Origin of the sequence: Pseudonocardia charpentierae (genome assembly GCF_031845345.1) — a bacterium.
GTDB lineage: Bacteria > Actinomycetota > Actinomycetes > Mycobacteriales > Pseudonocardiaceae > Pseudonocardia > Pseudonocardia charpentierae.
On sequence record NZ_JAVREJ010000010.1, the window covers coordinates 53421 to 65980 of the forward strand.

The 12560-nt window shown below is 73.4% G+C and carries 12 protein-coding genes; 10 read left to right on the forward strand and 2 right to left on the reverse strand.

The window, feature by feature from the left end; genetic code table 11:
• Positions 1 to 373 precede the first annotated feature (373 nt).
• From mbhE to RM445_RS15455, 8 genes are all read left to right on the forward strand, one after another.
• Entirely contained in the window at positions 374 to 2818 is a 2445-nt protein-coding gene (gene mbhE, locus RM445_RS15420) for a hydrogen gas-evolving membrane-bound hydrogenase subunit E (protein ID WP_449619185.1), read from the forward strand.
• A 22-nt stretch (positions 2819 to 2840) separates the two neighbouring features.
• Positions 2841 to 3428, forward strand: a complete 588-nt coding sequence (locus RM445_RS15425) for an MnhB domain-containing protein (RefSeq protein WP_311556974.1) — start codon at positions 2841 to 2843, stop codon at positions 3426 to 3428.
• A 41-nt stretch (positions 3429 to 3469) separates the two neighbouring features.
• Entirely contained in the window at positions 3470 to 3907 is a 438-nt protein-coding gene (locus RM445_RS15430; protein WP_397469325.1) for a Na(+)/H(+) antiporter subunit C, read from the forward strand.
• Positions 3904 to 5430 carry a Na+/H+ antiporter subunit D gene (locus tag RM445_RS15435; RefSeq protein ID WP_311556977.1) on the forward strand — a complete coding sequence of 509 codons (1527 nt, stop codon included), beginning with the start codon at positions 3904 to 3906 and terminating at the stop codon, positions 5428 to 5430. Before RM445_RS15430 ends, RM445_RS15435 begins: the two co-directional genes overlap by 4 nt.
• Positions 5427 to 6005 (forward strand): Na+/H+ antiporter subunit E, encoded by a 579-nt coding sequence (locus RM445_RS15440; protein ID WP_311556978.1) that lies wholly within the window; start codon positions 5427 to 5429, stop codon positions 6003 to 6005. The genes RM445_RS15435 and RM445_RS15440 overlap by 4 nt, the downstream gene beginning before the upstream one ends.
• Before the next feature lies 1 nt (position 6006).
• Positions 6007 to 6273, forward strand: a complete 267-nt coding sequence (locus RM445_RS15445) for a monovalent cation/H+ antiporter complex subunit F (protein ID WP_311556980.1) — start codon at positions 6007 to 6009, stop codon at positions 6271 to 6273.
• The gene (mnhG, locus tag RM445_RS15450; protein WP_311556981.1) at positions 6270 to 6671 is read left to right on the forward strand and encodes a monovalent cation/H(+) antiporter subunit G; all 402 of its coding nucleotides are present in this window, start codon (positions 6270 to 6272) and stop codon (positions 6669 to 6671) included. Before RM445_RS15445 ends, mnhG begins: the two co-directional genes overlap by 4 nt.
• A 153-nt stretch (positions 6672 to 6824) precedes the next feature.
• Positions 6825 to 7505 carry a uracil-DNA glycosylase gene (locus RM445_RS15455; protein ID WP_311557199.1) on the forward strand — a complete coding sequence of 227 codons (681 nt, stop codon included), beginning with the start codon at positions 6825 to 6827 and terminating at the stop codon, positions 7503 to 7505.
• 60 nt (positions 7506 to 7565) lie between these two features.
• On the opposite strand, the gene rpmB is transcribed toward RM445_RS15455, so the two are convergent.
• On the reverse strand, positions 7566 to 7757 hold the full coding sequence (gene rpmB, locus RM445_RS15460) for a 50S ribosomal protein L28 (RefSeq protein WP_311556983.1): 192 nt from the start codon (positions 7755 to 7757) through the stop codon (positions 7566 to 7568).
• Positions 7758 to 7887: 130 nt separating this feature from the next.
• Here rpmB and RM445_RS15465 point away from each other — a divergent pair, with 130 nt between their 5' ends.
• Together RM445_RS15465 and recG are read left to right on the forward strand one after the other, a co-directional pair.
• Entirely contained in the window at positions 7888 to 9531 is a 1644-nt protein-coding gene (locus RM445_RS15465; RefSeq protein WP_311556984.1) for a DAK2 domain-containing protein, read from the forward strand.
• Positions 9528 to 11717 (forward strand): ATP-dependent DNA helicase RecG, encoded by a 2190-nt coding sequence (recG, locus tag RM445_RS15470; protein ID WP_311556986.1) that lies wholly within the window; start codon positions 9528 to 9530, stop codon positions 11715 to 11717. The genes RM445_RS15465 and recG overlap by 4 nt, the downstream gene beginning before the upstream one ends.
• Positions 11718 to 11739: 22 nt before the next feature.
• Here the strand turns inward: recG and RM445_RS15475 are convergent, their stop codons facing one another.
• Positions 11740 to 12459 (reverse strand): hypothetical protein, encoded by a 720-nt coding sequence (locus RM445_RS15475; RefSeq protein WP_311556988.1) that lies wholly within the window; start codon positions 12457 to 12459, stop codon positions 11740 to 11742.
• Positions 12460 to 12560 lie beyond the last annotated feature (101 nt).

The window sequence follows — 12560 nt, forward strand, 5'->3', positions numbered from 1 at the left end:
GCGTTCAGCGCCGGTGGTCGGAGGCCCGGTGGTCGGAGGCGATGTAGGGGTTGAAGACCACGAGCGTCCACCGGTCGAGGCGGCGCAGGGTGTTACGGATGAGGTCTGTCATGTCAGCTCCTGTTGTCGTTGTCCCGTGTCGTACACCCGGTACAGCGAATCGATCTTCTGAATCGTTCCAGTGGAGACGCGTGAGGGTCCTCACGAAAGGCTCGGGTACCCCCCTGCGCCGCTAGTCTGCCGGGGGTTCTGAGCCGCTTGTCGTCTAGGGTGGCGGTGCCCGACGGCGCCCGTGGAGGTCATCCCGGACCTGATCCGGAGCGCTCGGGACAGTCGCCCGGACGGGCGGACCAGATGACGGACGGGGGTGTGTGTGCTCGGGCTCGTCGTCGCCCATCTCGTGCTGGCCTGCGTGCTCCCCCTCGTGTCCGCCCGCAGCCGCCGAGCCGGCTTCGCGGTGGCGGCGGTGCTGCCGACGGCCGCGCTGATCTGGGCCCTGGCACACGCCAGGGAGGCGTTGACCACCGGCGTGAGCGCCACCCTGGACTGGGCGCCGGAGCTGGGGCTCTCCCTGAGCTTCCGGCTCGACGCCCTGGCGCTGGCGATGGTCGTGCTCGTGTCCGGGATCGGCGCGCTGATCCTCGTCTACTGCATCGGCTACTTCGGGGAGAGTTCGCCCGACGGCACCCGCAGCGCAGCGCTCCTGCTCGCCTTCGCCGGCGTGATGCTCGGGCTCGTCCTCGCCGACGACCTGCTCACGCTGTACCTGTTCTGGGAGCTGACGTCGGTGACGTCGTTCCTGCTCGTGGGCCAGAGCGGCGAGGCGCGGGAGAACCGGAGCGCGGCGGTCCAGGCCCTGCTGGTGACGGTGTTCGGCGGGCTGGTGATGCTGCTGGGGTTCATCCTGCTCGGCGAGGCCGCCGGCACCTACCGGATCTCGGAGATCGTGGCGCTCGGGCAGGCGGGCGGCCTGGGCGGCGGCACGGTCACGGCCGCCCTCGCGCTGATCCTCGTCGGCGCGCTGACGAAATCGGCTCAGCTGCCCTTCCACCCCTGGCTCCCGGCGGCGATGGCCGCGCCGACCCCGGTCAGCGCCTACCTGCACGCGGCGTCGATGGTGAAGGCGGGCGTGTACCTGGTGGCCCGCCTCTCACCGGGGGTGGCGGACGCCGCCGTGTGGTGGGTGCCGGTCGTCGTGCTCGGCCTGGCCACGATGGCGATCGGCGGCTGGCGCGCGATGGCGCAGCACGACCTCAAACGGCTGCTCGCCTTCGGCACCGTCAGCCAGCTGGGCTTCCTCATGGTCCTGTTCGGCGCCGGCACGCGGATCGCGGCCATCTCCGGGATCGCGATGCTGCTCGCGCACGGCCTGTTCAAGGCCCCGCTGTTCCTCGTCACCGGCATCGTGGACCACGCCACCGGCACCCGCGACGTGCGCAAGCTCTCGGGACTGTGGCCGTCGATGCGCGGCAGCGCGATCATCGCCGCCGCGGCGGCCGCCTCCATGGCCGGCCTGCCGCCGCTGCTGGGCTTCGTCGGCAAGGAGGCCGGGTTCGAGGCGTTCCTCGCCGAGGACGACCTCCGGGGCAGGCTCGTCACGCTCGCGCTCGTCGCGGGCTCGGTCTTCACCGTCGCCTACAGCGCCCGGTTCCTGTGGGGTGCGTTCGCCCGCAAGCCCGGCGTGGCCGACACCCCCGTGCACGGGCCGGGGCCGCTGCTGACCTGGCCCGCCGGGCTCTGTGCGCTCGGTGGGCTCGTGCTCGGCATCGCGAACCCCGTCGTCGACGCCGACGCCCAGAGCTACGCCGGCGCGTATCCGGCGACGTCGCCGGTCGAGGCCGGTTACCACCTCGCGCTGTGGCACGGCCTCGGTCTGCCGCTGCTGGCGTCGGCCGTCGCGCTCGTGCTCGGCTACTCGCTCCACCGCGGATGGAGCCGCGTCGGGCGGCTCGCCGGCCACTTCCCGCGGGCACTGTCGGCGCAGCATGCCTACGAGATCGCCGTCGGCGGCACCGAACGGGTCGCGACCGCCGTCACCGGGCGGCTGCAGGCGGGCTCGGTTCCGACCTACCTCGTCGTCATCCTCGTGACCGTCGTGGCCCTGCCCGGTACGGCTGTGCTGGTCGGGGGCTCGTGGCCGGACCAGCCGATCTACCACGCGCCGTTGCAGCTGCCTCTGGCCGTGCTGGCGACCCTCGCGGCGCTCGCGCTCGTGCGCGTACGCCGCCGGTTCACCGCGGTGCTGCTGGTCGGGGTGGTCGGCTACGGCGTCGGTGGGCTGTTCATCGTCGACGGCGCCCCGGACCTCGCGCTGGCCCAGTTCCTCGTCGAGACGCTGTCGCTGGTCGCCTTCGTGTTCGTCCTGCGCCGGATGCCGAGCCGGTTCACCCTCGAGCGGCAGCGAGCGAGGACGCAGGTGCCCAAGGCCCTCATCTCGGTGGTCGCGGGAGGGATGGTCGCCGGGACCGCGGTCGTCCTCAGCGGTGCCCGCCAGGTGCCGGCGACGACCAGCGCCGAGTTCATCCGGCTCGCCCCGGAGGGCGCGGGCGCGTTGAACGTGATCAGCGCGATCATCGTCGACTTCCGGGCGCTGGACACCGTCGGCGAGATCACCGTGCTGTTCGTCGCCGCGGTCGGGGTCGCGAGCCTCGTCCTCGCGACGCCCTACGACAGGCGCAGGCGCAGGGGCAAGGAGAGCGGCGCGGGGAGCCCCGGGCACGAGGCGGAGGTCATCGGGGATGTCGCCGGAGAGGAGCCGCCGGAGGGTTCGGCGGGGACAGCCCTTGTGCCGAGCGAGCATGAGGAGGTGCGCCCGTGAGCGAGTTCGCGAGCGAACCGAGATGAATCCGCTGCTGAGCAGCCCCGACGACGACGGGGCGGCGCCCTCGGGCCGCCCGACCCCCGAGTCGACCCCGTTCGAGTCGTGGGACCTCCCGCGCACCCCCTGGCTGTTGCCGGGCCGCTGCCGCAACCCGCGCCGGCGCACCCTGCTGCTCGAGGTCACCTCGCGGGCGCTGTTCCCGACCATCCTCGTCTTCTCCGTCTACCTCCTGTGCGTCGGCCACTACGGTCCCGGCGGCGGGTTCTCGGCCGGCCTCGTCGCGGGACTGGCCTTCGTGCTGCGCTACCTCGCCGGGGGATCGACGGACCCGGGCGCGGTGGTGACGATCCGGCCGCCCGTGCTGATGGGGGTCGGGCTGACCGTCGCCGTGCTGACCGCGCTGGCCCCTGCCCTGTTCGGGGCCCCGGTGCTCACGAGCGCCAAACTGGTCGTGCCGGTGCCGCTCCTCGGCAAGCTGGAGATCGTGACCAGCCTGTTCCTCGACGTCGGGGTGTACCTGCTGATCGTCGGCGTGGTGCTGGACCTGCTGCGGGCACTCGGGTCGGGCATCGAACGCGACATGCGCGGCGCGGGGGAGGCGACGTGACCCCCGGCGATCTCGTGACGGCACCCACGGTCAACCTCGTCATGGCGCTGACCGTCGGCGTGCTCTACAGCGTCGGCTTCTACCTGATGCTGCAGCGGTCGCTGATGCGCGTGCTGATCGGCGTGGTCGTGCTCGGACACGGCACCAACCTGCTGCTCCAACTCGTCGGTGGCCGGCCCGCCCGGGTGCCGATCGTCGGCAACTCCCCGCCCGACACGTTCGCGGACCCGCTGCCCCAGGCGCTCGCGCTCACCGCCGTCGTCATCACGTTCGCCCTGACCACGTTCCTGCTGGCACTGGGCTACCGCTCGTTCACCCTGGTCGGCCACGACGAGGTGCAGGACGACCTCGAGGACCGCCGCATCGCCCGGACCCGGCTCCCGGTCGCGACGCTGGAGACCGACGGCGACGACGACCGCGACGACGACGCGGACGAAGAACGGCGGAGTGCGAACGGCTCCCACGAGGGAGCGCGATGACCGTCCTGCCCACCCTGCCGGTGCTGCTGCCGATCCTCGGCGCCGCGCTCACCGTCGTCCTGGGCACCTCGGTGGCCACGCAGCGGGTGATCGCGCTGACCACCCTGGGCGCCGTCGCCACCGTGGCCGGCGTGCTCCTGGTGGCGGCCGACCGCACCGGGCCGGTCGTGGCCGCACTGGGCGGCTGGGCGCCCCCGGTGGGGATCGCCCTGGTGGCCGACCGGTTGTCGACGCTGCTGCTGCTGGTCTCGACGCTGGTCGCGCTCGCCGTGCTCGTGTACGCGATCTCCCAACGCATCGCCGACTACGGCAGGCGGATGGCGAGCTCGACGTTCTACCCGATGTACCTGGTGCTCTCGGCAGGGGTCTCGCTCGCCTACCTCTCGGGCGACCTGTTCACGCTGTTCGTCTCGTTCGAGATCATGCTGACCGCCTCGTACGTGCTCATCACGCGGCGCACGACCACGCAGACGATCCGCGCCGGCATGACGTACGTGACCGTCAGCCTGCTGTCGTCGCTGCTGTTCCTCACCGCCGTCGCCATGGTGTACGCGGCGACGGCGACGGTGAACCTCGCCGACCTGTCCGAGCGGGTGCAGACGTTGTCGCCCGGCCTGCGGACCGTTCTCTCGCTGATGCTGCTGGTCGTGTTCGGGATCAAGGCGGCGATGGTGCCGCTGCACTTCTGGCTCCCCGACAGTTACCCGAACGCCCCCGCCCCGGTCACCGCGCTGTTCGCCGGGCTGCTCACCAAGGTCAGCTTCTACGCCATGGTGCGCACGCAGACCCTGCTCTTCCCGCACGACCAGCCGTGGACGCTGATGCTGTGGTTCGCGGTGGCCACCATGCTCATTGGTGCGCTGGGCGCGGTCGCCCAGAACGACATCAACCGGCTCCTGTCGTTCCTGCTCGTCAGCCACATCGGTTTCATGCTCTTCGGGCTCGGTGTCTCCGACGCCCGCGGCCTGTCGGGAGCCACGCTGTACGCCGCCCACCACATCACGGTGCTCGCCACGTTGTTCCTCGTCAGCGGTCTGATCGTGCGGCGGACCGGGACCGTCGCGCTCGACCGCATGGGCGGACTGCTGCGGACCTCCCCGGCCCTGGCCGTGCTGTTCGCGATCCCGGCGATGACGCTGGCCGGTCTGCCGCCGACCGCCGGGTTCGTCGCGAAGCTGCAACTGCTGCAGGCGGGTGCCGAAGCCGGGGTGGGGTCCACCGTCGTGGCGGGCGTCGTGATCGTCGCGAGCTTCCTCACGCTCTACGCGCTGGTCAAGGTCTGGGTGCGGGTGTTCTGGGGGACGCAGGCCCAGACGGTCGAAGACCCCGATCCGGACGACGAGCTGGAGGTCGGCACGGCGCGCACGCCGTGGCCCATGTACGCCGCCACGGCCGGGCTGGTGGTGGTGAGCCTCGCCATCGCCGTGTTCGCAGGGCCCCTGTCGGAGGTCACCGGTCGCGCCGGTGCGGACCTGGTGGCCCGCGACGGGTACCGCGTGGCCGTGCTGGGGAGCGCGCCGTGACCGCGACGGTGGCGAAGCAGCGGCCTCGCCGGACGGCCCGGGTGCGGCCGCGGGTGCTCGAGATCGTCTGGTTGACGCTGGTCTGGGTGCTGCTCTGGGGGACGTTCACCCCGTTGTCGATCGTCGGCGGGGTGGTCGTGGCCGTCGCCGTGATCGGGGCGTTCCGGTTCCCGCCTGCCGAGGCGCACCTGCCCCTGCGTCCTCTGCGGCTGGTGGGGCTGGTCGGCTACCTGGCCTACGACGTCGTCGTCTCCGGCGCCGAGGTGAGCTGGCAGACGCTGCGGTACGGGCCCGCCGCCCGGGGCGCGGTGTTCGAGGTGCCGCTGCTGAGCAGCTCGGACCGGGTGGTCACGGTGATCGCGAACGCGCTGTCGCTGTCGCCGGGGGCGATGGCGCTGCAGATCGACCACGCCCACGGGCTGTGGTTCGTCTACGCGCTGGGCCCTCGGGACGAGGCCGGGGTGGAGCGCAGCCGCCGCCGCACGATGGACATGCAGCGACGCGTGCTCGCGGCGCTGGGCACCCCCGAGGAGCTGGCCGCCGCGGAACGCCTGCTGGCGGAAGGGGGACGCTGACATGGGTGTGGTGTTCGCGGTCGTGCTCGCGATGGTGGGCGTCTCCGCCGCGCTGGCGCTCTACCGTCTGTTGCGCGGGCCGACGACGCTGGACCGGATCGTCGCCCTGGACGTCGTCGTCGTGCTGACCGTCGTGGCTGCGGGGGTGTACGTGGCGTACTACCGCGACGGGTCGAACATCCCGCTGCTGGCGGCCGTGGCGCTGGTGGGGTTCGTGGGGTCGACGGCGGCGGCGCGGCTGGCAGTGCGGCGGGAGCGGCACCGATGAATCCTGTTGCCGCCGGGCCGGTGGCGGACGTCATCGCGGCCTGCCTGATGCTGCTCGGGGCGCTGTCGTGCCTGCTCGGGGCGATCGGGCTCGTGCGGCTGCCGGACCTGCCGGCCCGGCTGCAGGCCGCGACCAAGCCACAGACGCTGGGCCTGTCGCTGATCCTCCTGGGTGCGGCGCTGCGGGTGGAGCTGGCCAGTGCCGCCACGATGGTGCTCGTCGTGCTGTTCCAGGTGATCAGCGCACCGGTGCTCTCCCAGCTGGTCGGGCGGGCGGCGTACCGCAGTGGGGCGCTGCCGGACGACGGGCTGGTCGTCGACGAGCTCGCCGAGCACCTTCCGGCGGATGCGCTCGTCGGCGACGACCCGCCGTCGGACTCCGACGACGCCCGCGGCTGACACTCGTACACACCTTCCGGGCCCGTCCGCGGACGTGGCGTCCGGCCGGGCGGCCCGGCCGGTTCGCCGACCGGACGGAGTCCTAGGCTCGCCAGGCGCGCTGCGTCGGGCGGCGCGCGGGACCTTGTGCAGGAGATCGTGGAGGGACCGCGGGTGGCCGGAAAGCCGTTGTCGGAGATCGTCGAGGCCGGGTGGGCGCAGGCGCTGGCCCCCGTCGAGCCGGTGATCGCGCAGGCGGGCGAGTTCCTGCGCGCCGAGCTTGCCGCGGGGCGCCGCTACCTGCCGGCAGGCGCCAACGTCCTGCGCGCCTTCACGCACCCGTTCGACGGGGTCCGCGTGCTGATCGTGGGCCAGGACCCGTACCCGACGCCCGGGCACGCCGTCGGCCTGTCGTTCTCGGTGGCGCCGGACGTCCGCCCGATCCCGCGGTCGCTCGCCAACATCTACCGGGAGTACAGCAGCGACCTCGGCCACCCCGCGCCGTCCACCGGCGACCTCACGCCGTGGGCCGAGCAGGGGGTGTTGCTGCTCAACAGGGTGCTCACCGTCGAGCCCGGGAGCCCCGGCTCGCACCGCGGGAAGGGCTGGGAGGCCGTCACCGAGCAGGCGATCCGCGCGCTGGTGGACCGGGAGGGCGAGCCGCTGGTGGCGATCCTCTGGGGGCGCGACGCCCGCAACCTGATCCCGCTGCTCGGCGACGTGCCCTACGTCGAGTCGGCGCACCCGTCGCCGATGTCCGCGGACCGGGGCTTCTTCGGCTCGCGGCCGTTCAGCCGCGTCAACGCCCTGCTCGAGGAGCTGGGCGGGGAGCCGGTGGACTGGAAGCTGCCGTAGCAGCACGCACTGTCGGCCCGTCCCCGGACGGGGAGCGGGCCGACAGTGGGGAAGGCTTGATCAGGCGCGCGTGACCTTGCCGGCCTTGAGGCACGAGGTGCAGACGTTCAGGCGCTGGCGGTTCCCGCCGTCGACCCGGGTGCGCACCGTCTGGATGTTCGGGTTCCAGCGGCGGTGGGTGCGGCGGTGCGAGTGCGAGACGGACATGCCGAAGCCCGGACCCTTTCCACAGACGTCACAGACGGCAGCCATCTCGGACACTCCTCGGGGTAGACGTACACAATCTGCCGGGCGAACCCGGTCACGGCCGTCCAGAGTACCCGCGCACCGGCGGCACCTGCGCAGGGGTCGGGCGCCGTCGGCGAGCATTAGGCTCGTCGGTGTGTTCCCGACGCTCGACGCCGCCCTGCTCGAGCACTGGGCAGGCACCGCCGTCGCGGAGCTGGAGCGGCATCGCGCGGTGATCGACGAGATCAACGTCTTCCCGGTCGCGGACCGCGACACGGGCACGAACCTGCTGCTCACGATGCGTGCGGCAGCGGCCGAACCGCACCCGGGCGGATCCGTCGTCGCCGTCGCGGACGCGCTCGCCCGCGGGGCGCTTCTCGGCGCGCGCGGCAACTCCGGAGTGATCCTCTCCCAGGTGCTGCGCGGGCTGGCGGAGGCGGTGGCGGCGGTCGACGGCCCGTGCGCAGGAGCCGTGCTGGCCGATGCCCTCACCCGCGGTGCCCGGCTGGCCGAGAAGGCCGTCACGCGGCCGCAGGAGGGCACGGTCCTCACGGTGCTCGCCGCCGCTGCGGACGGTGCGGTGGCCACAGGATCGGACCGGCTCGACCTGGTCGCCGCCGCCGCCGCAGGAGCCGCGGGAACCGCGCTGCGCGCGACGCCGCACCAGCTGCCGGAGCTGGCCCGTGCGGGGGTCGTCGACGCGGGTGGCATGGGCCTCGTCGTCGTCCTGGATGCGCTCGTGTCGCTGCTGCCCGACATCGGCGACGTCGTCCGGAAGGAGACGGCCGTGGTCGGGGGGCTCGCGGCGACCGGCGGCACGGCTGCACGGGGTCCGCTCGCGACGGACCTGCCCGCTGCGTCCGACTGCGGCTACGAGGTCATGTATCTGCTCGACGGCTGCGACGACGCGCGGGCCGACACCCTGCGCGTCGCGCTGGACGGGCTCGGCGACGCGGCGGCGGTGGTCGGCGACGGTGCTCCCGGCGGCACCGGGACCTGGACCGTGCACGTGCACTGTGCGGACATCGGCGCCGCGTTGGAGGCCGGGATGGCGGCGGGCCGGCCGCACGGCGTGCGGGTGATGCCGCTGGTGGACCGCGGACGGGAGGTCTTCCCCCGCGCGCGCGCCGTGCTCGCCGTGGTCTTCGGGCCGCAGGTGGCGGCGCTCGCCCGCGAGGTGGGCGCGGACGTGCTCGTGCGCGACTGCCCGCTGCCCGGCGACCTCCCGGCCGACGTCGACGAGGCCCGCCTCGTCGGGGCGCTGGCCGGCACGGCCGCGCGCCATGTCGCCCTCGTGACCGGCGACGGTGCCCTCGCGTTCGCCGCCGAGCGGGCGGCCGCGGCCGCCCGGCGAGCCGGACAGGAGGTCGTGGTGGTGCCCACCGCGTCGGTGGTGGCCGGGTTGGCGGCGCTCGCAGTGCACGACCCCGGACGGCACGCGGCCGACGACGTCGTCGCGATGACCGAGGCGGCGGCGGGCACCCGGTCGGGAGTGCTCCGGATCGCCGATGCCGCCGCGCTCACGTGGGCCGGCCCGTGCGTGCCGGGTGACGTGCTGGGACTCGTCGACGGCGAGGTGGTGCTGATCGCCCCGGATCTTCCTGTCGGTGCCCTGTGGTTGGCTTCGCGCATGTTGACCGCGGGTGGCGAGCTGGTCACCGTGCTGCTCGGCGACGGCGTCGACGACGCGCTCGCCGAGGGGCTGGTGGCCGAGCTGCGCCGGTCGCATCCGGAAGTGGACGTCGTGGTGCATCGGGGGGCGCGTCCGGGCCACCCGGTGGAACTGGGGGTGGAATGACCGTCGTGACGCAGGTCGACCTCGACACGCCGCTGCTCGGTCCGATCGGGAAGAAGGCGGCCGACGCGCTGTCGACCAAGCTCGGCCTGCACACCGTCGGCGATCTCGTGCGCCACTATCCGCGCCGGTACGTCGACCGGGGGAAGCTCACCGACATTGCAGGCCTGGAGCTCGGCGAGCACGTCACGGTGCTCGCCGAGGTCGAGAAGGTCACCATGCGCGACATGCGCCACCGGCGCGGCAAGCTCATGCAGGTCGTGATCACGGACGGCCGCGGGCGGCGGCTCGACTGCACCTTCTTCAACCCGTACAAGCTGAAGGCGGTGATGGTTCCCGGGCTGCGGGCGCTGTTCTCCGGGCAGGTCTCCCGGTTCCGCGACAAGCTGCAGCTCACCCACCCGGAGTTCGAGCCGATCGAGGAGAGCGAGGGCGTCCGGCCGTTCGTCTCGATCTACCCGGCCACGCAGGGGTTCGACTCCTGGCAGATCGCCCGCTGTGTCCGCCAGGTGCTGGAGCTGCTCGACGACCCGACGGATCCGCTGCCCGAGTCGCTGCGCCGGGCCGAGGGCCTGTCCGATCTCGGGAGGGCGTTGCGCCGCATCCACATGCCCGAGACCGAGGCGGACCAGTACGCCGCGAAGAACCGGCTGGTGTGGGACGAGGCGATGGGTGTGCAGCTCGCGCTCGCGCTGCGCCGCAAGCGGGCCGTGCAGCGTCCCGCGGCCGCGAATCCCCACGTGCCGGGCGGCCTGCTGGAGGCCTTCGACGCCCGGCTGCCCTACACGTTGACCGCCGGCCAGCGGTCGGTCGGCGCCGAGATCGCCGCGGACCTCGCCTCCGAGACCCCGATGAACCGGCTGGTGCAGGGCGATGTCGGCGCGGGCAAGACGGTGGTGGCGCTGCGGGCGATGCTGCAGGTCGTCGACAGCGGCCGCCAGGCCGCGATGCTCGCGCCCACCGAGGTGCTCGCCGCCCAGCACGCCCGCTCGCTGCGGTCGTTGCTCGGTCCGCTCGCGCAGGCCGGCGAGCTGGGCGGGGCCGAGCAGGCCACCCGGGTGACGCTGCTGTCGGGGTCGCTGCCGGCCGCGGCGAAGAAGAAGGCCCTGCTGGAGGCGCAGTCCGGCGAGGCCGGGATCGTCGTCGGCACGCACGCGCTGATCCAGGACCGGGTGGGGTTCGCCGAGCTGGGGCTGGTGGTGGTCGACGAGCAGCACCGCTTCGGCGTCGAGCAGCGCGACGCCCTGCGCGGGCGCGGCGAGAAGGCTCCGCACCTGCTGGTCATGACGGCCACCCCGATCCCGCGCACGGTGGCGATGACGGTGTACGGCGACCTGGAGGTCTCGGCGCTGCGCGAGCTGCCGGGTGGCCGGTCGCCGATCGCGACCACCGTCGTGCCGGCGGGGGAGAAGCCGACGTGGCTGGAGCGGGTCTGGAAGCGCATCCACGAGGAGGTCGCCGCCGGGCACCAGGTGTACATCGTGTGCCCGCGGGTGGGGGGCGACACGGGGAAGGACGACACGGAGTTCCCCGACGACCCGGATGACGCCGGTGCGGGCACGGACGAGCGTCGCGCCCCACTGGCGGTGCTCGAGGTGGCACCCCAGCTGGCCGAGGGACCGCTCGCGGGCCTGCGGATCGGCGTGCTGCACGGGAAGTTGCCCCCGGACGAGAAGGACGCCGTGATGCGCGCGTTCGACGCAGGCGAGCTCGACGTCCTGGTGGCCACCACGGTCATCGAGGTGGGCGTGGACGTGCCGAACTCCACCGCAATGGTGATCATGGACGCCGACCGCTTCGGCCTGTCCCAGCTGCACCAGCTCCGTGGCCGGGTCGGCCGTGGCTCGGCGCCCGGGGTGTGTCTGCTGGTCACCGACATGCCCGCGGGCACCACGGCCCGCGAGCGCCTCGACGCGGTGGCGAGCACCACGGACGGCTTCGAGCTGGCCCGGATGGACCTCGAACTGCGCCGGGAGGGCGACGTCCTGGGCTCACTGCAGTCCGGCCGCCGCTCCGGTCTGCGGCTGCTGTCGCTGCTGCGCCACGAGGAGATCATCGCCAAGGCGCGGGTGCGCGCCACGGAGATCGTCGACGGCGATCCCGGCCTGGTGCGCCACCCGGGGCTGCACGCGCTGGTGGCCGAGACGGTGGGCGACGAGGAGCGCGCGGCCTACCTGGACAAGGCCTGAGCGTAAGTCCGGCAAGCGCCGGTCAGGCCGGGAGCTGGCCGCGGCCTGCGACCTCCAGCGCCGCCTGCGCCGTGCGTGGCATGTGGATCACGCCGGCCCGGTCCAGGCGGGCCAGTTCGCTGCGTGCCCGGGCATAGGCGGTGAGGCGCTCGGCGTCGTTGTCCGAGTCACGGGCGGTGGTGAGCAGCTTGATCACTCGCTCCACGGCGTTGCGCTCCTCCGGGGCGAGGTTCGACAGCCGGATCCGCTCGGCGGCGTCGCGCGCGGCGCGCCAGGCCCGCTCGGCGCGCTCGACCGCAGCGACGAACGTCGAGGCGTGCCCGACCGGTGGGAACGCGTCGGTCTCCAGGGCCTGCGCCTCGGCGAACGCCTCCACGAAGCGGCCCGTGCTCGGCACCGTGACGTCGGACAGCGCCGGCAGCCGCAGCACCGCCATCGGGTCGCACTCGTAGGCGGCGTACTCCCCGCGCAGGGCGGCGAACCGCTCCATGGCGCGGGCCCAGGCCGCCTCCGGGCGCACCGGGACCGGCCGGGGCGGTGGCGGCTGCCGGTACGGGATCGGGGCGATGCCTGCGGCACCGAGCCGGCTCCGCCGACGGCGCCGGCGGTGCCGGGTGACGAACAGCAGCGCGATGCCGAGGAAGACCGGGACGGGCATCTCCCCGGCGACCTCGAGAGCGACCGCCGCGAGGAAGAACCACATCAGCAGGCCGATCGCGAAGAACGCTGCCGAGGTGGCCATCCAGGCCGGGTGGCGTCGACGGGCGTGCGGGTACCGCCCTCCGGCGCGCATGAACTCCCGGGCGCCGCGTGCCGCGCGTCGGTCGGGCCCCCGCCCCGGAC

What these genes read in the sequence shown, in the direction of transcription:
- RM445_RS15430 (WP_397469325.1), top strand. Translation starts at nt 3,470, where the DNA reads ATGGCGCTGACCGTCGGCGTGCTCTACAGCGTCGGCTTCTACCTGATG.
- RM445_RS15475 (WP_311556988.1), bottom strand. Translation starts at nt 12,459, where the DNA reads ATGGCCACCTCGGCAGCGTTCTTCGCGATCGGCCTGCTGATGTGGTTC.
- recG (WP_311556986.1), top strand. Translation starts at nt 9,528, where the DNA reads ATGACCGTCGTGACGCAGGTCGACCTCGACACGCCGCTGCTCGGTCCG.
- rpmB (WP_311556983.1), bottom strand. Translation starts at nt 7,757, where the DNA reads ATGGCTGCCGTCTGTGACGTCTGTGGAAAGGGTCCGGGCTTCGGCATG.
- RM445_RS15445 (WP_311556980.1), top strand. Translation starts at nt 6,007, where the DNA reads ATGGGTGTGGTGTTCGCGGTCGTGCTCGCGATGGTGGGCGTCTCCGCC.
- RM445_RS15435 (WP_311556977.1), top strand. Translation starts at nt 3,904, where the DNA reads ATGACCGTCCTGCCCACCCTGCCGGTGCTGCTGCCGATCCTCGGCGCC.
- mnhG (WP_311556981.1), top strand. Translation starts at nt 6,270, where the DNA reads ATGAATCCTGTTGCCGCCGGGCCGGTGGCGGACGTCATCGCGGCCTGC.
- RM445_RS15425 (WP_311556974.1), top strand. Translation starts at nt 2,841, where the DNA reads ATGAATCCGCTGCTGAGCAGCCCCGACGACGACGGGGCGGCGCCCTCG.